Below are 16,220 nucleotides of genomic sequence, written 5' to 3'. Positions count from 1 at the left end.
TCATCCCCCCAGCGGCACGAGCGAGCCGGGCGCGCGCCGAGCCTGCGCCGAAGGGGTCTGCAACAGCGGATAGGCGTTCACGCGCCGCAGCGCGGCGGGCGGCGCGGCCGGAACGGGCGGGCCGGGCCGCGTCCTTCGGGCGGGCGCGGCGTTCGGCAGGCGATCTCCCGCTCGGCGCACCGAGGCGAGGTGCGTCTCGAAATGCTTGCGATAGCGCGTCGCGTGTTTCGGCGTGCGCGAGTGGTAGGCTCCGGCGGCGGCGGGCCATGTTCCGAACTCGCGGTGCAATTCCGACAGGAAACGCGCGGCATAACGCGCGCCGGCCAACGGGTCGAACATCTCTTCGAGCGAGGCGAAATGCGCGCGATGCCAGCGCCAGTTGATCTGGAAACAGCCGACATCGAAGCTCACGGCGCCGCGCGCGCGGTGGCGGCGGGCATAGTCGAGCGCCGCGGCCGGGTCATCGAACCAGCGGCCCGCCCCCTCCATGTTCACGGTCCAGGGCCAGGGTCGCAGCACCCCGTCGCGCCCGCGCCCCGTCTCGGTCCGGGTGATCGCGGCCAGCACCTCGAACGGCACGCCGGTCTCGGTCGCCGCCTGCCGCGCGGCGGCATCGCACAGCACCCATGGCGCGGTCCCGGGGACCGAGCCGCGCGCGGGAAGACCGGCCCCGAGGGCGAGACAGAGGATCAGGTGAGCCAGCCGCATCGCGCGCGCCTTCTGCTGCGTCTACGGGGACATCATTCGCGGATCGGCATGAGAATACGGTTAATCGTGCCTCATTCCGGTTCGGGATCGAGCGTGAAACGCGACATCAAGCCGGTGGCGAGATCGCGCGCCGCGCGGGCCTCTTCGACAAGGGCCCGGCCCTGCGACAGGCTGGGCGCGGCGCCCGGGGCCGGCTCCGGCTCCGGCTCCGGCGGGGTGGCGGGACGGCGCGCGGCGATCGAGGCGGCCTCGAACAACGGATCGCCGCTTTGAGCCAGCCCCTCCCAATCGCCCGCGCGCCAAGCGGCCATGGGATCGGGGGCCAGCCTCGCCGCGTCGCGTTTCGTGTCCGTCTCAGGGTCTTCGTCCGCCTCCTCGGGTGCGATGACTGCCGCTTCGCCCGCTTCGACCAAACCGGATGCGGCCCGGTCCAGCGCCATCTGCGCACGGCGGCGCAGCCCGTCGCGCTCGGCATCGCCGGGCAGGGCCGCGAGCCGCGCCAGTGCTGTCTCGGCAAAGCCCAGATCCAGAAGCCGGGCCGCGATGGCGGTCTCGGCGGCCTGCGTCAGCGGTCCGGGCGGCGGCGCGAAGACACGTTCGAGAAAGGCCGCCTCGTCGAGATTGCGGGTCATCGCGAGGAATGCCGCGCCGCGCAGCCGCCGCGCCAGATCAGGGTCGAAGGACATCGCATCGACGAGATCGAGCGCCGCCTCGTGCAGCCCCGTGGCGATCAGGGCCCGGGTCTCGCTCTGGGCCAGGACCAAGGCTGCGGGCTGACCACGATGCTCGAACCGCAGCGCCCGCGCCAGCTCCAGCAGCCCCCCCGGCACCTCGTGCCCCTCCTCCAGCAGCATGTCGATCAGCCGTGACAGCCCCTCCGGCGTCAGCCTCGCATCCTGTTCGGCGATCTCGGACAGCGCCTCGATCTCCGCCTCGGGCCCCTCCAGCGCCCCGGCGATCTCGGCCTCGGCATAGCGCGCCTCGAGCGTGTCGCCGGTGGGCGCCGCCCCGCTCCGTCCGAGGATTTCGTCGGCGCCGCGCGGGTCGCCTGCCGCGACGAAGAGCCGGGCCAGTCTTGCGCCCAGATGGCCGCGAAGCGCCTGCGGCAACAGGCGAAGCTCCGCAATGGCGGCGGTGCGGGCGATCTCCGGCATTGCCTCGACGCTGCCGCGGGCCAAGGCTCCCCAGAGCGCCGTCGGGCCGAGGCAGGCCTGTGTTTCGGCAAGGGGGCCGGGATCGCCGATCGGCCCGTCGACCAGCCGGGCAAGAAGCGCCAGCCAGACGCGTTCGCGCGAGCCGGTTCCGTCGATCGCCAGCACCGCCCGCGCCTCCTGACCGAAGCCGTGACGGATATAGAACCGCGCCAGCGCCTCTGGCGCCCCCGGCGGCACGCGGCCGAAATCCCCCGCCATCGCGTCGCGCAATGCCCTGTGGGTTTCGGCAAATTCGGCATCCGGCAAGGTCCCCTCCGCGAGCGCGAAGTGGTCGGGGTCGGGACAGGGCGACGGCGCGGCGGTGCCGTCGGCGACGTCGAAGCCGCTGCGGGCCGAGAGGCCGGGCACCGGCGCACCGGTCGGCACGGGGAGCGATGGCAGATCGCTCACCACCGGCGCGAGGCTCTCCGACGCATCCAGCAGACCCTGACCCGCGGCCCGTGCGACGCCTTCGAGCAGGGCACGCCGCGTCGTATCGAGCTGGGCCGAAGGACCTCGCCCCAAGTGGTCCTTCGGCTCCGACTGTACTACTCGGGGAAAGGACAAGCGAAGCGGCGGCGGCGAAGCGGCGGTTTCGAAGATCACGGGCAGCAAGGCGGGCTGCCCGGGCGCCGGTGCCTCGATCGGACGTTCGAACCGGCTGCCCGGCGGCGGCGGGCCGTCGATGATGTCGATCACCAGGCGGTCGCGCCACAGGAACGCGTCGGCGTGACAGGGCGCGCAGGCCAGCCGCAGATGCAGGCCGCCCGGCACCGGCTCGACCGAGGACACCCGGTCCCTCTGGATCTTCTCGAACACCGTGGTGGCGTCGAAGCGCGCCGTCTCGGCGCCGAGCCGCAGCGCATAGCCGCCCGGCTCCCGGCCCAGCCGCCAGTCATCGCCGGGCGGGATCTCGGCCACGATGCGAATGCGGTCGGGATGTTCGCCAGAGCGCAGGCCAAGCTCCTGCGCCACGGCGGGTCCGGCCGCCCATGCCAGCACCGCCAGCAGCGCCGCCCGCCTCACGCGGCGTCCTTCGTGGCCTTGAGCGCCTCTTCCAGCTCGGTGAAGCCGGGCCGGTTATGGCCGGGGGTGTTCTGACGCCCGACCTCGATGCAGATATTGGGGGCATGGCGGTGCAGGTTGGCAATCAGCACCTCGCGGATCAGCTGGTGAAAATGCAGATCCTCCTCGATCACGGTCTTGAGCTTGGCCGCGAAGGGCCCGACGAAGCCATAGGCGAGGAACACGCCGAGAAAGGTGCCGACCAGCGCGCCGCCGATCATCTTGCCCAGCACCTCGGGCGGCTGATCGATCGAGCCCATGGTCTTGATCACGCCCAGAACGGCGGCCACGATGCCCAGCGCCGGCAGCCCGTCGGCCACCGATTGCAGCGCATGGATCGAATGCTCGGCATGGTGCCGGTTCGCCTCCATCCGCTTGTCGAGCACCTCCTCGACCTGGTGCGGATCGTCGTAGTTCATCGAGGCCGCGCGCATCGTGTCGCAGATCAGCGCCACGGCCTCGGCGTCGGACTGGATCTTGGGATACTTGCCGAACACGGAGGATTCGGCCGGCGCCTCGATATGTTCCTCGACCGCGATCGGGTTGGCGCGGGCGATCCGGATCAGTTCGAACAGCAGGCACAGGAGATCGCGGTAATCCTCGTGTTTCCATTTCGGTCCCTTGAAGACGCGACCGACATCCTTGAGCGTGTGCTTGATCGCCGCGCCGTCATTCGAGATCACGAAGGCGCCGATCGCGGCGCCACCGATCATGATCATCTCGAAGGGCAGCGCCTTCAGGATGATGCCGAGCTTGCCCCCGGCAAGCATGTAGCCGCCGAAGACCATGACGAAGATGATGACGATGCCGACGAGACCGATCACGGGCGGGGCTCCTTCAAGGCGGACGCCGGAAGATGGCGCCGCTCAGGAGATCGCAGAACGGGGTTAAGGTTTCCTCGACGCGGACGTCTTCGGCGCCCCTCTCATTGCGTCGGGGCGAGCGCGTTGCGCCCGGCCATGATCGCCGAGATCGAATAGGCGGTGGCGGGATCGAGCAGGCTCATCACCGGGGCGGCGGCCTCGGGCCGCATCCGCCCCACGAATCCGGCGGCGAAATCCGGGGCCATCTGCTCGAACAGCCGCGCCGCCTCCTCGGGGCGCATGTTCTCGTAGACGGCGGTGAGCCGCGTGAGATCGGTTTCGGCCGCGCTCTCGGAGAGCGCGAGCGTGTCCTCGAGCCGGGCCTGCGCCGCGTCCAGCGCGGCGAGCTTCTCCTCCAGCTCGGCCTCGGCGAGCCGCAGCGCCCGCATCCGTTCCTCGATCCGGCCCTCGCGGGCGGTGATCCGCGCCTCGCGCGACTGGAACGCCTCGAGGAGCCCCGCCGTATCGGTCGCGGCGGCGCAGCTTTCGGGCGCGTCCGATCCGGAAGGCTCCAGCGCCTGATCCCGCGTCGCGACATCGCGCGCGAGCCCCACCGCGCGGGCGCGCCAGTCATCGCCCGAAAGCCGCAGCAACGCCGAGGCGAGCAGCAGCCCCGCCACCACCGGCAGGACCCGCCTGCGCCGGGCCTGGCGCTTGGGCGTAGGGGCGCGGCTCATCCGCGCGCCCGCGCCGCTGCGGGCTCCTTGATGAAGACGGGCTTGGCCGGGGCGCGATCGGGCATCTCGGTGCCCGGCGGCTCCGGCAAGTCGTGCAGCGAGGCCATCAGCAGTTCCAGCCGCCGCGCCGCGGCCTCGGCCCGGGCGCTGGCCGAATCGATCCTTGCCGCCTGATCCTTGGCGGCGCCGCCAGCCCGGCCCAAGGCCTGCTCGAGCTCTTCGGCCTGCAGCGCCAGCTGTGCCACGGCGCTGCCCACCCCCTCCTCCAGATCGGTGAAGCGGCGCAACCGCCGCGACAGCATCGCGCAATAGAGCGCGGCGCCCAGCGCGCCCGACAGCAACAGCACGTCGGAGACCCAATCCATGGCCCTTCCTCCCTCAATCGAGCACGAACTCCATTACCAGCAGGTCGCGCACGCGCCCCGCCCCCGCCACCACCTGCACCCGCCGCAGCATCTGCGCCCGCAGCCGGGTCAGCGCCGCCGGATCCTCGAGATCGGCCAGCTCGACCGCCCGCAGATAGGTGTTGAGCACGTCGACGATGCGCGGACGCAGCGATTCGACCTCGGCGGCGTGCTCCGGCGCGACCTCGATCTGCGCCGCAAAGCGCAGCAGGCGGCGCCCCGAACCGGGCGGCAGGTTGATCACCAGCGGGTCCAGCGGAACGAAGCTCGCGGGCGTCGCCTCCGGCATGGCGGGCGCTTCGCTCTCGGGCTCCTCCACCGTGCCGCCGCCCAGCATTCCCGACGACACCGCGAAGAACCCGCCGCCGCCACCCATCAGCGCCAGCACCAGCCCGAGGATCAGCGGCAGCCCGCGCTTCCTGCGCGGCGTGTCATGTTCCTGCGGCGGGAGATCGGCGGCGGTCATCGGCGGGGTCCTCCGGATCGGCTTTGTCCCAGTTAGACCGGCAACGACTAACCGATTGTTAATCCTGATCCCGCAAGCAGGGGGGACACGCGGCAGCCGCCGCCCCGCATCGGAGCCCTGCCCTTGGCCAACGTCCTCTCCGCCTGGTCGCGCCTCGACACGAAACGCCGCCTCGTGGCGGCGCTTGCCGGGCTCGCCGTCTTCGCGGCGGTGATCGCCTTGGCGCGCGGCCCCGGCCCGGGGCCGATGGCGCTCCTTTATGCGGGGCTCGAACCGGCCGCGGCGGGCGAGGTGGTGACCGCGCTCGAAGCGCGCGGCATCCCCCACGAGGTGCGCGGCCCGGCGATCTGGGTGCCGCGATCGGAGCGCGATTCGCTGCGCATGTCGCTGGCGGCGGAGGGGCTGCCAGCGGCCGGCGGCGCGGGCTACGAACTGCTCGACGGGCTGTCGGGCTTCGGCACCACCAGCCAGATGTTCGATGCCGCCTACTGGCGCGCCAAGGAGGGCGAACTGGCGCGCACGATCCTCGCCGTGCCCGGCATCACCAGCGCCCGGGTGCATATCGCGCGCCGCGACAGCGGCCCGTTTGCCCGTGCGGCGGAGGCCGGCGCGGCGGTCACGGTGGGCACCGCCTCCGGCACCCTCGCGGCGGAACAGGCCGAGGCGCTGCGCCACCTCGTTGCCTCGGCGGTGCCCGGCCTGGCGGCGCGGGACGTCGCGGTGATCGACGCGGCGGGCGGGCGGCTCGCGCGGTCCTCGGACGAGAGCCGCGATGCCGACAGCCGCGCCGAGGCGCTGCGCGCCCGGGCCGAGCGGATGCTCGCGGCCCGGGTCGGACCCGGCAACGCCGTGGTCGAGGTCAGCGTCGAGACCGTCACCGAGCAGGAGCAGATCAGCGAGCGGCGGATCGACCCCGAGAGCCGCGTCGCCATCTCGACCGAGACCGAGGAGCGCAAGGACAGCGCCTCGGGCGGCGGCGGCGCGGTCACCGTCGCCTCGAACCTTCCCGATGGCGACGCGGCCGAGGAGGGCCGAAGCAGCGAAGGCTCCGAAAGCCGGGCGCTGACCAACTACGAGGTGTCGGAGACCAGCCGCGAGGTGCTGCGCGCCCCCGGGGCGATCCGCAGGCTCTCGGTCGCGGTGCTGGTGAACGACGCCGAGGTGACAGCCGAGGACGGCACGGTGAGCCGGGTGCCGCGCTCCGAGGACGAGCTGGCCGCGCTCGAGGCACTGGTCGCCTCGGCGGTGGGGCTCGACCCGGCGCGGGGCGACGTGCTGACGCTGCGCTCGCTCGCCTTCGAACCGGCGGCGGCGCCCGGCACCGCGGCGCTCGACCTGCCCGCCGGGCCGCCGCTGGACCCGCGCATGCTGATCCAGACCGGCGTTCTCGCCGCGGTGGCGCTGATTCTGGGACTGTTCGTGCTGCGCCCGATCCTGGCCTCGGGACGCGCCGCCGCGCCCGAATCCGCCGAGGCGCTGTTGCCGGCGATGGCCGCGCCGGGGCAGGAGTTGTTGCCCGCGGCCGTGGCCCCGCCCGGTGCCACGCGTCTCGGCCCGTTGGACGAGACCGAAACCGAGCCCGATCCGCTCGACCGCCTGCGCCGGCTGATCGATGAACGCCAGGACGACACGATCCAGATCCTGCAGAGCTGGGTCGAAGAGAGCGACGAGACGGAGCGCTCGCCATGACCCCCCGGCCGCTTCTGTTCGAGAGCTTCGACGCCACGCCGACCGAGCCGGAGGGGCCTGGCCCCGAATGGCAGGCGGGCCATGACGCGGGCTTCGAAGCCGGGCGGGAGGCGCAGCGGCTGGAGGCGGCCGCGCTGTCGGAGCGGCTGGTGGCGCGGATCGAGGACATGGCCTTTGCCCATGCCGAGGCACGCCTGGGGCTGCTTTCGGGGCTGGAGCCCTTGTTCGAGACGATGCTGGACCGGCTGCTGCCCGGCCTGGCCGAGACCGTGGCTGCGGTCCAGCTGCGCGCGGCCCTGATGGAGGCGCTTCAGGCCGATCTCGCGGCGCCGCTGGAGCTGTACCTCCCCGAGGCGGAGATCGACACGGTTCGGCCGTTGCTCGACGCGATGGGCTGCGACTGGCTCACGCCCTGCCCCGATCCCCGGCTCGGCCCCGGCGAGGCGGTGATCCGCGGGCCGTCCTTCGAGACCCATCTCGATACGGGGGCGATGCTCGACACCGCGCGAGAGGCCCTGTCGGCCCTGTGCGCGCCCAAGAAGGAGAAGTTGAGACATGGATGAGCCCGCCGTTTCCGTCCGACCGCCGACGCATCCGCTGCACGCGATCCCGGTCGAGATCACCGTCTCGGTCGGTCGCGCCCGGCCAAGCCTCGGCACCTTGCTGGCGCTGGGCCAGAACGCGGTGCTGCCGCTCGATCGCAAGCTCGACGACCCGGTGGAGCTGTTCGTCGGCGGTCGCCTGATCGCGCGCGGCACGCTGGAGGAGGTGCAGGGCGGTGAGCCGGGTCAGCTGGCGGTGCGGCTGACCGAGGTGGCGGGCGCCGGCGGCGACCTGACGTGAGGCCGCTTCTCGCCGCGGCGTTCCTGCTGTTGCTCGCGGCGGGACCGGTCGCAGCACAGGAGCTGTCGCTTGATCTGGGCGACGACCGCTCGCTCGCGGCGCGGTCGATCCAACTCATCGCCCTCGTGACGCTGCTCGGCCTCGCGCCGGGGCTCGCGATCATGGTCACCTGCTTTCCCTTCATCGTCACGGTGCTGTCGATCCTGCGGCAGGCGATCGGGCTGCAGCAATCGCCGCCCAACATGCTGATCGTCAGTCTGGCGCTGTTCCTGACATGGTTCGTGATGGACCCGGTCTTCTCCGCCGCATGGGAGCAGGGCGTGCGCCCCTATCTGAACGAGGGCGTGGCGCTGGAGACCGCCCTGCCCCGCGCCATAGACCCGTTTCGCGGCTTCATGGCGAACCGGACCATGCCGGATACGTTCGCCGAACTGGCGGCGCTGCGCCCTGCCACGGAGGCCGCGCGCGGGACCGGCGACGCGCCGCTTTCCCTGCTCGTCCCCGCTTACCTGCTGTCCGAGATCGAGCGGGCGTTCCAGATCGGTTTCCTGATCTTCCTGCCGTTCCTGATCATCGACCTGGTGGTGGCGGCGGTGCTGATGTCGATGGGCATGATGATGGTGCCGCCGGCCATCGTCTCGATGCCCTTCAAGCTGGCGTTCTTCGTGGTGGCCGATGGCTGGAGCCTCGTCGCGGGAAGCCTGGTGCGCAGCTATCAGTAGAGGTCCGAACTGCCGTCTTCGGATCAATCGAGGACCCTGTTTCCGGCCTTCCCCAGCCTTTGCATCATTCGCAGTGACTTCCGCCCTAGCGGACGATGAACTCCGCATGCAGCGCGCCCGCGGCGCGGATGCTCTTGAGAATGTCGATCATGTCATGCGGCGCCACGCCCAGCGCGTTGAGCCCGGCGACGAGCTGCGACAGGGAGGTGCCGCCCGCCACCTCGGCCAGTCCAATCCCCGGCTCCTGCCGGATCTCGGCCTCGCTGCGCGGCACCACGACCGTCTCGCCGGGGGAGAACGGGTTCGGCTGGACCACCATCGGGGCCTCCTCGACCGAGAGCGTCAGGTTGCCCTGGCTCACCGCGACGCGGGAAATCCGCACATCCTCTCCCATCACGATGGTGCCGGAGCGTTGATCCACCACCACCCGGGCCCGGATCTCGGGCTCCACCAGCACGTTTTCGATCCGGCCCAGCGCATGGGCGGTCGTCGGCATGTTCATGCCCGCGATATCGAGCCGCACCGTGCCGGCATCGGTCATCAGCGCCACCGCGCGACCGAACTCGGCGTTGATCGCCCGCTCGATACGGCCCGCGGTGGTGAAATCGGGACTGCGCAGCGCCAGGCGCAGCTCGGACAAGTTGGCGAAGTCGAAGGCCACCTCGCGCTCCACCTTGGCGCCCGCCGGGATCACCCCCGCCGTGGGCACGCCCTGCGTCACCCGGGCAGCCTCGCCTTCGGCAGTGACGCCACCGGCGATGATCGTGCCCTGCGCCACGGCATAGATGTCGCCATCGGCCGCGTTTAGCGGCGTCATCACCAGCGTGCCGCCCAAGAGCGACGAGGCATCTCCGATCGCGCTCACTGTCACGTCGATCGGCGAGCCCGCGCGCGCAAACGGAGGCAGGCTCGCCGTGACCATCACGGCGGCGACGTTGCGGGGCCGGAACTGCTCGCCCGACACGTTGACCCCGAGCCGCTCGAGAATGTTGGTCATGATCTCTTCGGTGAAGGGCGCGTTGCGCAGCCCGTCACCTGTCCCGGCTAGCCCGACTACGAGCCCATAGCCCACGAGGTCGTTCTCGCGCACGCCGTCGAACTCCACCAGATCCTTGAGCCGCACCGGCGCCGCCGTCGCCGCTAGCGCGCCGCAGCCCAGGAGCGCCGCGATCAGCAGCGCCCTCATCTCAGATACCGGGTCAGCGACAGCTCCGAGAGCCGCGCCGTGAGCAGGTAATGGGTCTCGAGCTGGGTCTGGATCTCCTGCAGCGCCGTCGCCGTCGCATAGGGATCGGCGGCGGTCATCCGGTTCTGCATCAGGCCGAGCGCCGTGGCACGGGCGGCGTGGCGCGTGGATGTCGCCTCGACCGTGGCCTCGGCGGCGCCCAGCGCCGCCCGGGTTTCGGTCATCCCGGAGGCGGCCGAGAGCAGCATGGTGCCGGCCTCGCGGATCAGCGCCCCGCGCGCCGCGCCGCCCATCGCTTCGGCCTCGCCCGCCAGCGTTGCGAGCGCCAGCGCCTTCATCACCGTACGCGGCGCCGGATCGTCGGCCCGGGCCGCGAGCGTCACCGTCTGGCCCGCGCCGACCCGTGGCGTCGCATGACCCTCGGCATCGCCGAGATAGCCGGCGCTTTCGAACCCGCCCCCCGGCGTGTCGAACCAGTCCGACACCGCGATGCGCAGGGCCTCGGCACCCGGCTGTGGCGGCAAGGTCGCGCGGATCGCGTCGAGCATCTCTCCGGGCGGGGTCAGCGCCGTCGCGTCGCCGTCGTGCCCGGCGAAAAGCGCGGTGCCGCCCATGCGCCGGTTCAGGGCGGAGACGACGGCCCCGAAACCCTGCTCCGCCGAACGGCCCATATGGGAGAGCACGCCGTCGCTGCTGGTTTCGCCCACCAGGACAAGTTGCCCCGCGAGCGCCTCGCGCAGCCCGTCCAACTCTCCGAGCGCGGTCTGCATCAATGCGAGCCGCTGACCGGTTTCGGCGGCGGCGCGGCCATAGGCCTCGGTCGCGCCATGGGCACTGCGCGTGGTGGCGAGGCGGGTCGGATCGCGGCCCATTGCCGCGACGGGATCGGCGGCGCGACCCGAGGACAGCGCCGAGACCAGGCCGTCGAGCCTGTGGCGCAGCGCGACGCCCTGGTTGCGCATCAGGAAATGGCGGCTGCCGTCGCCGAGCGAGGTGAGGCTCATGGTCAGATCTCCATCAGGCGGTGGATCATGGATTGCACCACCTGCATCACGCGGGCATTGGCCGCATAGCTTTCCTCGATGCGCAGCAGGCGCTGCATCTGCTGGTCGCTGTCGACACCGCCGGCCAGTTCGGCCGCGTGCAAGCTGTCGCGCCGGGCTTGGGCGAAGCCCAGCACCTCCTCGGCCCCGAGCCTGTCGGCGCCGATCCGGGCCGTGAAACGCGCGGCATGGGTGGCCGCGCCGGCGCTGCTGCCCTCGCCGTTCAAGAGGCGCGGCGCGCCCAGCGCATCGAGCCAGCGACCGATCTGCGCGGCGTTACCTGTAAGGCCCGGCGCCGTCGCGCCGACCCCGCCGCGCAGACGCCACAGCGCGCCGCCCCGTGCGGGATCGACGGCCGCGTTGACCGCGATGCGTCCGGCAAGCCCTGCCCCGCCCCCGGGGTCGAGCGTACCGCCCGCCTCGGTCAGAAGCCCGGCCTGCCCGGCGCCGCGACCGGGATCGGCCGCCGCCGTCTCGAACCGGGCGATCAGGTCGCGTGCCAGCGCGTCGAGCCCCGCCTGCGCCGGGGGGAGGACCGTGTCGCGCAGCGCGAACGCGGCGCCGAGCCCGCCGCCCCCCATCCGTCCGAAGCCATCCGCCTCGCTGCGCGCGACCGGCTCGCCATTCCGCGTGAGACCGGAGAGCGCGCCGCCGGCAAAGCTCATTTCGGGGGTGATCAGCGGCGTGGGGGTAAAGCCGAACTCGGCGGCGCGGCCGTCGATCAGCATCACCCCCTGCGCCGAGATCAGCGCCACCTGCCCCGCCGGACGCGCCATCTCGCGCAGCGGCACGATTTCGGACAGGGCGTCGATCACCACCTGCCGCTGATCGATCAGGGCCGCCGGATCGCTGTCAGTACCGCGGGCACGGGCGATGTCGGTATTAAGCCGTTCCACGCGGGACAGGCCCTGATTGAGAGCGGCGACCTGCGCGGCGATGTCGGCATCCGCCTCGGCCCGCATCTCCGAGATCGCGGCGCTGCCGTCGTTCAGCGCGCCGGTGAGCCCGTCGAGCGCCGTGAGCACGTTGGAGAGCCTGAGATCGGAGCCGGGATCGGCAGAGGCCGAGATCAGCGCCGTGTTCAGCGCGTCGATCCGGCCTGGCAGAGAATCCGCCTCGCCGATCGCGCCGAGCCGCGTCTCGAGGCGCGACAGCGCCGTGGAGGTGGCGCGGTCGGCCGAGAGCCCCGCATCGGCCCGGCGCCGGTCGGCGAGCAGCGCCCGATCGAGCTGCCGCACCACGGCTTCGACCCGCACCCCGGCCCCGCGCCCGCCCACGGCGCGGGCCGAGAGCACGGTCTCGCGCGGGGCGTAGCCCTCGGTCATCGCGTTGGCGAGGTTCGAGGACACGGTTTCGGCCATGCGGGCGCTGGCGGTCAGCCCGCTCAGCGCGTTGGACAGCGAATAGGACAGGCCCATGACCGGTACCTCCTTTCGGATCAGCGCTTGAGATTGGTGGTTTCCTGCAGCATTTCATCGACGGTCTGGATGACCTTGGCATTGGTCGAATAGGCGCGCTGGGTCTGGATCAGCTGGGTCAGTTCGGAGGCGACGTCGACGGTCGATTCCTCGCGCGCGAAGCCGACGATGTCACCGGTGGGGCCGTCGCCCGCGTTCCACAGCAGCATGTCGCCGCTGTCGCGGGTCAGGGTGTAGGACTGGCCGTCATGGGTTTCGAGCCCGTTGGGATTGGGCACGTCGACGAGCGGGACCTGATAGATGCGGCGGCTCGCGCCATTGTCGTAATAGGCATGGACGAAGCCGCCGGGATCGACCTCGACGGAGGTCATGTTGCCGGTGGCGGCGCCGTCGCGGCTGATCGTCAGGGGCGAGAACAGCGCCGCGAGCTGCGACAGCCCGCCGGACACGTCTCCCGCGCCGATATTCACCGAGATCGGTCCGCCCGCCACCTCGATCTCGAAGGCACCGGTTTCGGGATCGTAGTCGCCGCCCAGCGTCGCCGTGGCAGAGAGAAGCGCCCCGCCCGCCTCGCGGCTGTCCTCGAAGGTAAGGGTGTATTCGCCCACAAGCGTGTCGCCTGCGGCGCCGTCGGTGATCTGCATCACCCATTCGTTCGTCGGCGCGCCGCCCGCCGCCGGCAGGCTCGGCGTGAAGGTCAGGCCGAGCTGCTGCGTGGTGCCGAGATTGTCGTAATACTCGACCGTCAGCTCCTCTGGCAGGCCCTCGGCGCCGTCCTGCGTCGAGGTGGCGGGCAGGTTGACCGCGAGCGTCACCTCGGTGGTGGGAATGCCCGAGAGCTGCCCGGCGGGCACGCGCACCGGCTGCAGCCCGCCGATCGTGTCGCGTGGAAAGGTGCCGATCGTCCCGTCGAGCCCGGCGGGCCAGCCCAGCAGCGTCTGCCCGTCCGGCGTGCGCAGGTAGCCCTCCTCGTCGGCGCGGAACGAGCCGGTGGTGGCGAGCCGGAAATCCGCATCGTCGCCGCCGATGATCGCGGTGGCGCTGACCGGCAGGAAGCCGCGGCCGCGCACCGCGAGATCGGTGGAGTTCGAGGTCGAGGAGAGTGCGCCGCTTTCGTCGACCAGCCGCTGCGACGTGGCCGCCACCCCGCCCGCCACGTAGCGGCCCGGCCCGCTGCCCATCATCAGAGAATGGAAGTCGGTGGTGGCGCGGCGGTAGCCGAACGTGGCCGAGTTGGCGATGTTGTCGGAGATCGTCGCCAAACGGTGGGCATTGGCCGCGAGACCGGAGACGCCGGCGCTGAGAGAGGAGGAGATCGTCATGGTGACCTTTCCGGTGAAACGGGTGGAGCCTGTCCCTTTCCGACCTACAGCGCCGGGCTTAAGGCGGCGCTAATGGCGGCGCAGCAGCGTGATCTCGAGCCGGTCGCTGCGCGGCGCGGCGGGCCCCTCGGCCGAGGGGTCGCGGTCGCCGAGACCCGTGACGCGACGCATCCGCGCGGGCGCGAGCCCGGCCGCGACCAGCCCCGCGCGCGCCGCCTCGGCCCGGCCCGAGGACAGGCGCCAGACCGGGTTGTCGGCCAGCACCACCGGCCGCGCGGCCAGATGCGCCGCCACGGCGACCGGGTTCTCGACCAGGGAGGCGGCCTGCGCCACGAGCCCCAGAAGCAGGGTCGTGACCGGCAGCGGCGCGGTCTCGCCGGGGGCGAAGATCGGCGCGCCCGGGCGCGCGAAGATCTCGATCACCAGCCCCTCCTCGGTCAGCCGCGTCACCACGTGGCGCAGCGCCTCGCGCGCGACGAGGCTTTCGCCACCGCGGCCGAGCAGCACCTCCTCGATGTCGCGCAGCGCCGCCACCTCGGCGAGGGCGGCACCCTCGCCCGGCGGTCGTGGCGGGTCGTCGGCGAGAGGCGGCAGGGCCGCGGGACTCCCCCCATCGACGCCGGAGGCGCTGAGCCGTTCGCTGCTGGACAGGGAATCGCCCGCGAGCACCTTGTCACCGCCGCCCGAGGTGCGGCTGATCGCGATGGTCGGGGCGAAGTAGTCGGCCAGCCCCTTGCGCTGCTGCTCGGTGGTGGCGTTGAGCAGCCACATCAGCATGAAGAAGGCCATCATCGCGGTGACGAAATCGGCATAGGCCACCTTCCAGGCGCCGCCGTGATGGCCGCCGCCGGCGACGACCTTCTTGCGCTTGATGACGACCGGCGCGTTCTGTGCTGACATGCGCTTTCTCCCCGGGCCGGAGCGGCCCGAGGCCCGAATGCTAGCGCCCCGGGGTTAAGCGCGGGTGTAGCCCCCGGGGCGCGACGCCTATCCCTGCCGGGGCCTGCGGGCCACCGGCGTCACCAGGGTCTCGGGACGGCGCGCCTCTGCCGCCTCGAACAGCGAGAAGGTCTGGTTCACGTAGTTCACCGCGCCCGAGATCAGCTCGAGATATTCCAGCAGTTCCGGCGTGCGCTGCGCCTCGACCATGGCCACGCCGCGATCCTGCGGCAAGGTTTCGAAACAGGCATAGAACAGCGGATCGCCGCGCGCGATCTTCAGCGGCTTTTGCGGCTCGTGCCATTCGAAGGCCCACATCAGCGGCCGCGGCCAGACATTGATCGGAAAGCGTCCACCGAAGATCGTGCCGGGCAAAGGTTCGCGGCTGTAATGCATGAAGGGCGCGACCTGGCTCATGTACACCGGCTCGTCGCACAGGAACAGATAGGGCGAGGAGAGCTGCAGCGTCGGCACGCCGGGGTGGCGCCATTCGGCCTCGCCGACGAGATGCAGCTTGTCGCCGAGCTTGTTGGCGCGGATCGTGCTCGCCGCGCCGTTCAGGTTCCTCAACACCGGCTTGCCCTTATCGTCGCGGGCGAAGCCGATATGGATGTCGAAGGGGCAGCGGATCAGGAAATGGCGGCTTTCGAGGTTGATCACCGCCGGGCAGCGCGAGGCCGATTTGGCATGGCTGCGGTCGAGATCCACCGAGCGCACCCGTTCCGGCGGGGCATAGATGATGCCGGCCTTGGTCTCGTTCAGGCACCAGCCGACCGTGACCGGGCCGCTGTTGGAACCGGTATCGCGGGTATTCTCGAAACGGACGGACAACTGCATGAAACGAACACCTCGAAGCTCTGTTGGAGGCGGACCATGCCCGACCACGAGGGGCTGTCAAAGCCCCAATCGCATCAGAGCAAAGCCGAGAGCCCGTCCCAGCACAGCTTGAGACCGACGAGGACGACCATGGCGTACATCACCGGATAGAAGATCTCGGCCCGCATCCTGCGGACCACGAAGGCCCCCGCCAGCGTCGCCGCGACCGCGAGCGGCAGCAGGGTGGCCGCCGCGGTGAGATTGGCCGCGTCGAACTGCCCCAGAAAGGCGTAGGGGATCACCTTGATGGCGTTCACCACGGCAAAGAAGATCACGCTGGTACCGGTATAGAGCCGCGGATCGAGCCGGAGCGGCATCGCGTAGACCTGGTACGGCGGACCGCCCGCATGGGCGACGAAACTGGTGTAGCCCGCGAGCGTGGCCCAGAGCGAAGCGCGCATGATGCTTTCGGACCGGGGCGCGGCGCGGCGCGCATGGCCCGACAGCAGCCAGCGTGCCGAAAAGGCCAGCGCCACCACGCCGACGATCAGCCGCACCGCCGCGTCCGAGACCAGCGCCGCCGTCAGCCAGCCGATGCCGATGCCGATCGCGGCCCCCGGCAGCATCCGCTTGAGCGTGCCGATATGGTACTGGCCACGCCAGGCCCAGAGACTGATCGCGTCCATCACCAGAAGGATCGGCAGCAGGATACCCGCCGCCTGCACCGGCGGGATCGCCAGCGCCATGATCGGTACCCCTAAAAGTGCCAGCGCGCCGCCCAGGCCCCCCTTGGATAGCCCGACGAGCACCACCGCGACGCAGCCCGCGAGCAGGGCCGAAGGCTCCGAGAAGACGAAATCCTGCAT

At 71.4% G+C, this 16,220-nt stretch carries 17 protein-coding genes; 4 read left to right on the top strand and 13 right to left on the bottom strand.

Annotated elements, in window-relative coordinates; all coding sequences use genetic code 11:
* The 6 genes from O4G76_RS11035 to fliL all read right to left on the bottom strand — a co-directional run bounded on the left by O4G76_RS11035 (position 1) and on the right by fliL (position 5,376).
* Positions 1-708, bottom strand: a complete 708-nt coding sequence (locus O4G76_RS11035; protein WP_269397381.1) for a transglycosylase SLT domain-containing protein — start codon at positions 706-708, stop codon at positions 1-3.
* Between the two features lie 71 nt (positions 709-779).
* Positions 780-2,927 carry a hypothetical protein gene (locus tag O4G76_RS11030; RefSeq protein WP_269397380.1) on the bottom strand — a complete coding sequence of 716 codons (2,148 nt, stop codon included), beginning with the start codon at positions 2,925-2,927 and terminating at the stop codon, positions 780-782.
* Positions 2,924-3,790 (bottom strand): flagellar motor stator protein MotA, encoded by an 867-nt coding sequence (motA, locus tag O4G76_RS11025; protein WP_269397379.1) that lies wholly within the window; start codon positions 3,788-3,790, stop codon positions 2,924-2,926. The genes O4G76_RS11030 and motA overlap by 4 nt, the downstream gene beginning before the upstream one ends.
* 101 nt (positions 3,791-3,891) lie before the next feature.
* Positions 3,892-4,506, bottom strand: coding sequence for a MotE family protein (locus O4G76_RS11020; RefSeq protein ID WP_269397378.1), 615 nt, complete (start codon positions 4,504-4,506; stop codon positions 3,892-3,894).
* Positions 4,503-4,871 carry a hypothetical protein gene (locus O4G76_RS11015; RefSeq protein ID WP_269397377.1) on the bottom strand — a complete coding sequence of 123 codons (369 nt, stop codon included), beginning with the start codon at positions 4,869-4,871 and terminating at the stop codon, positions 4,503-4,505. The genes O4G76_RS11020 and O4G76_RS11015 overlap by 4 nt, the downstream gene beginning before the upstream one ends.
* Before the next feature lie 13 nt (positions 4,872-4,884).
* A complete protein-coding gene (fliL, locus tag O4G76_RS11010; RefSeq protein WP_269397376.1) occupies positions 4,885-5,376 on the bottom strand; it encodes a flagellar basal body-associated protein FliL in 492 nt (163 codons plus the stop codon).
* A gap of 123 nt (positions 5,377-5,499) precedes the next feature.
* Here fliL and fliF point away from each other — a divergent pair, with 123 nt between their 5' ends.
* Genes fliF through fliP form a run of 4 tightly spaced genes read left to right on the top strand, consistent with a single transcriptional unit; the run spans position 5,500 to position 8,630 of the window.
* Complete coding sequence (fliF, locus tag O4G76_RS11005) at positions 5,500-7,065, top strand: flagellar basal-body MS-ring/collar protein FliF (RefSeq protein WP_269397375.1); 1,566 nt, start codon at positions 5,500-5,502, stop codon at positions 7,063-7,065.
* The gene (locus tag O4G76_RS11000; RefSeq protein ID WP_269397374.1) at positions 7,062-7,628 is read left to right on the top strand and encodes a hypothetical protein; all 567 of its coding nucleotides are present in this window, start codon (positions 7,062-7,064) and stop codon (positions 7,626-7,628) included. Before fliF ends, O4G76_RS11000 begins: the two co-directional genes overlap by 4 nt.
* Positions 7,621-7,908, top strand: a complete 288-nt coding sequence (locus tag O4G76_RS10995) for a FliM/FliN family flagellar motor switch protein (protein WP_269397373.1) — start codon at positions 7,621-7,623, stop codon at positions 7,906-7,908. Before O4G76_RS11000 ends, O4G76_RS10995 begins: the two co-directional genes overlap by 8 nt.
* The gene (fliP, locus tag O4G76_RS10990) at positions 7,905-8,630 is read left to right on the top strand and encodes a flagellar type III secretion system pore protein FliP (RefSeq protein WP_269397372.1); all 726 of its coding nucleotides are present in this window, start codon (positions 7,905-7,907) and stop codon (positions 8,628-8,630) included. Before O4G76_RS10995 ends, fliP begins: the two co-directional genes overlap by 4 nt.
* Positions 8,631-8,715: 85 nt before the next feature.
* Here the strand turns inward: fliP and O4G76_RS10985 are convergent, their stop codons facing one another.
* The 7 genes from O4G76_RS10985 to O4G76_RS10955 form a co-directional block, all read right to left on the bottom strand.
* Positions 8,716-9,816, bottom strand: coding sequence for a flagellar basal body P-ring protein FlgI (locus tag O4G76_RS10985; protein WP_269397371.1), 1,101 nt, complete (start codon positions 9,814-9,816; stop codon positions 8,716-8,718).
* Positions 9,813-10,820, bottom strand: coding sequence for a flagellin (locus O4G76_RS10980; protein ID WP_269397370.1), 1,008 nt, complete (start codon positions 10,818-10,820; stop codon positions 9,813-9,815). The genes O4G76_RS10985 and O4G76_RS10980 overlap by 4 nt, the downstream gene beginning before the upstream one ends.
* Positions 10,821-10,822: 2 nt before the next feature.
* Positions 10,823-12,277, bottom strand: coding sequence for a flagellar hook-associated protein FlgK (gene flgK / locus O4G76_RS10975; RefSeq protein ID WP_269397369.1), 1,455 nt, complete (start codon positions 12,275-12,277; stop codon positions 10,823-10,825).
* 20 nt (positions 12,278-12,297) lie between these two features.
* A complete protein-coding gene (locus O4G76_RS10970; RefSeq protein WP_269397368.1) occupies positions 12,298-13,599 on the bottom strand; it encodes a flagellar hook protein FlgE in 1,302 nt (433 codons plus the stop codon).
* 69 nt (positions 13,600-13,668) lie between these two features.
* Positions 13,669-14,499: a flagellar motor protein MotB gene (locus tag O4G76_RS10965; RefSeq protein ID WP_269397367.1), complete on the bottom strand. Its 831-nt coding sequence runs from the start codon at positions 14,497-14,499 to the stop codon at positions 13,669-13,671.
* An 87-nt stretch (positions 14,500-14,586) separates the two neighbouring features.
* The gene (locus tag O4G76_RS10960; protein ID WP_269397366.1) at positions 14,587-15,375 is read right to left on the bottom strand and encodes a hypothetical protein; all 789 of its coding nucleotides are present in this window, start codon (positions 15,373-15,375) and stop codon (positions 14,587-14,589) included.
* 74 nt (positions 15,376-15,449) lie between these two features.
* Entirely contained in the window at positions 15,450-16,220 is a 771-nt protein-coding gene (locus O4G76_RS10955; protein ID WP_269397365.1) for a sulfite exporter TauE/SafE family protein, read from the bottom strand.

This window comes from Limimaricola sp. G21655-S1 (assembly GCF_027213785.1).
Lineage (GTDB): Bacteria > Pseudomonadota > Alphaproteobacteria > Rhodobacterales > Rhodobacteraceae > Limimaricola.
Note: the sequence above shows the minus strand (reverse complement) of the source record. Positions and strands in the feature narration are given on the sequence as shown.

Coding starts and splice junctions, on each gene's coding strand:
- O4G76_RS10985 (WP_269397371.1), bottom strand. CDS start 9,816: ATGAGGGCGCTGCTGATCGCGGCGCTCCTGGGCTGCGGCGCGCTAGCG.
- O4G76_RS11015 (WP_269397377.1), bottom strand. CDS start 4,871: ATGGATTGGGTCTCCGACGTGCTGTTGCTGTCGGGCGCGCTGGGCGCC.
- fliL (WP_269397376.1), bottom strand. CDS start 5,376: ATGACCGCCGCCGATCTCCCGCCGCAGGAACATGACACGCCGCGCAGG.
- O4G76_RS11035 (WP_269397381.1), bottom strand. CDS start 708: ATGCGGCTGGCTCACCTGATCCTCTGTCTCGCCCTCGGGGCCGGTCTT.
- O4G76_RS10960 (WP_269397366.1), bottom strand. CDS start 15,375: ATGCAGTTGTCCGTCCGTTTCGAGAATACCCGCGATACCGGTTCCAAC.
- O4G76_RS11000 (WP_269397374.1), top strand. CDS start 7,062: ATGACCCCCCGGCCGCTTCTGTTCGAGAGCTTCGACGCCACGCCGACC.
- O4G76_RS10965 (WP_269397367.1), bottom strand. CDS start 14,499: ATGTCAGCACAGAACGCGCCGGTCGTCATCAAGCGCAAGAAGGTCGTC.
- O4G76_RS10980 (WP_269397370.1), bottom strand. CDS start 10,820: ATGAGCCTCACCTCGCTCGGCGACGGCAGCCGCCATTTCCTGATGCGC.
- O4G76_RS10995 (WP_269397373.1), top strand. CDS start 7,621: ATGGATGAGCCCGCCGTTTCCGTCCGACCGCCGACGCATCCGCTGCAC.
- O4G76_RS11020 (WP_269397378.1), bottom strand. CDS start 4,506: ATGAGCCGCGCCCCTACGCCCAAGCGCCAGGCCCGGCGCAGGCGGGTC.
- flgK (WP_269397369.1), bottom strand. CDS start 12,277: ATGGGCCTGTCCTATTCGCTGTCCAACGCGCTGAGCGGGCTGACCGCC.
- O4G76_RS10955 (WP_269397365.1), bottom strand. CDS start 16,220: ATGCAGGATTTCGTCTTCTCGGAGCCTTCGGCCCTGCTCGCGGGCTGC.
- O4G76_RS10970 (WP_269397368.1), bottom strand. CDS start 13,599: ATGACGATCTCCTCCTCTCTCAGCGCCGGCGTCTCCGGTCTCGCGGCC.